This is a genomic window from uncultured Campylobacter sp., from assembly GCF_938045775.1.
In the GTDB taxonomy this organism is placed as follows: Bacteria; Campylobacterota; Campylobacteria; order Campylobacterales; family Campylobacteraceae; genus Campylobacter_B.
Genome location: NZ_CALIBH010000178.1, coordinates 1 through 1,490, shown reverse-complemented (window position 1 = coordinate 1,490; position 1,490 = coordinate 1). Strand labels below are relative to the sequence as shown.

The window sequence follows — 1,490 nt, the reverse complement described above, 5'->3', positions numbered from 1 at the left end:
ATTTTATAATAAAAAAGTAGGTTCTCTTTTTAAATTCGTCGCTTTGATCGTGCCCTCCAATATCTGCACAGAGCAATACCCAATCGCGCATCAGCCTCCTGCTTTGAAATTTTTTACAAGCGCCTATCGATATGTGACTCTCAAAAACAGCTCGACCGGCTTTGACCGAGAGGGTATTTAATCTCTAAAATTATAGAGCTTCATCGGCTCTATCGATGCAAATTTCAGCGCATCCATCGGCGCTGACGACCTCAATCCGTATTTGAATGCAAAATTGTAAGCATCGCTTAAAATCCACATTTACAAAACTTGCGTGGCGCTGCATATAAAAGCACGGGCTACATCGCGCCCAATAAATACGCCGCGAGGAGCAAATCGGAAAATTTAAAAAAAGCGGCCGCAATTAAGCTCTTTCGCGCTCTTTTACTTCAAAGAAATCAAACCACAGATCAAGTCTAGCGGTAGCGCGCCGCAAAGCGCAACGGCGAAATTTAATGCTGCGTATTTTAGCTTATAAACAAAAATGCCGGAGCGTTAAATTTAGCGCTCGCGGCGGTAAATTTAAATTTAGCTCTGCGCCCGCCGCGAGGTAGAATTTTAGCTTTATAATTTACTTCGAAAGACTTTGTAGCCACCTTTTAGCCGCATCCGCAGCCGCTATCAAACCGCCGCACATCATTATCAGATCCTTTATCACCAGCCTGCCCGCGCCAGAGAGATACGGGAAGCCGTGGTTCGGGCTCTCCGTTATGCCGAGGGCGGGATTGCCCAAATTCGGCACCCAGGTTTCGGGCGTCGTTATCAAAAACGATAGCGTAACGATAGCCATACCGAAGGTCAAAAGTCCGCCTACGACGCCAATTTTTGGGAACCATATGCCAAGCAGCATCAAGATGCCGATCGAGCAAATCGTCGCGCCGATAATGTAAGAAGCCGTGTAGGTGCCGTTTGATTTATGCCATTTGATATTATCCGGCACGACCAAGCCTTCGGGGTTTTTGTGCAGATTATACTCTGCGACCATTTTGCCCTTGCCGTTGTCGACTATGTCTTTATTTTTCATCAGATAGCTGAAAAACGGGCTGTTCGTGACGAAGGGCACGATGCCGTCCGCCTCATACTGCACGACTTTTAGGCCGCCTATCCAGATCATGACGACGAAAATTGCAAACCTTATGCAATTTACAAATATGCTTTGCGAATTGGACAGGCAATTAAGCACCTTATATAGGGGGGAATTTTGATCCATCTGTGTTTCCTTTGCGGTAAAATTGATGCGATAGTTTATCAAAAGAGGGTTAAATAAGTCAATAGTTTTTATAAAATAATACTAATATTGTTTTAAAAAATTTTATCAAGTGAATATAATTTAAGATCTATTTGTAGATCTTTCAGTCTCCGGATCGATTGATTTGGCGAGTTTTATAAAATTTTGATCAAATCCTGCTTTAAAATTTTAAAAATTCTTAATGAGCGGACAAATAAAGATC

General features: G+C 42.8%; 1 protein-coding gene. It reads right to left on the bottom strand.

Annotated features, from left to right (window positions below; translation table 11 throughout):
• Positions 1-610 precede the first annotated feature (610 nt).
• On the bottom strand, positions 611-1,249 hold the full coding sequence (locus Q0238_RS06745; RefSeq protein ID WP_297944240.1) for a DUF417 family protein: 639 nt from the start codon (positions 1,247-1,249) through the stop codon (positions 611-613).
• Between the last annotated feature and the right edge of the window lie 241 nt (positions 1,250-1,490).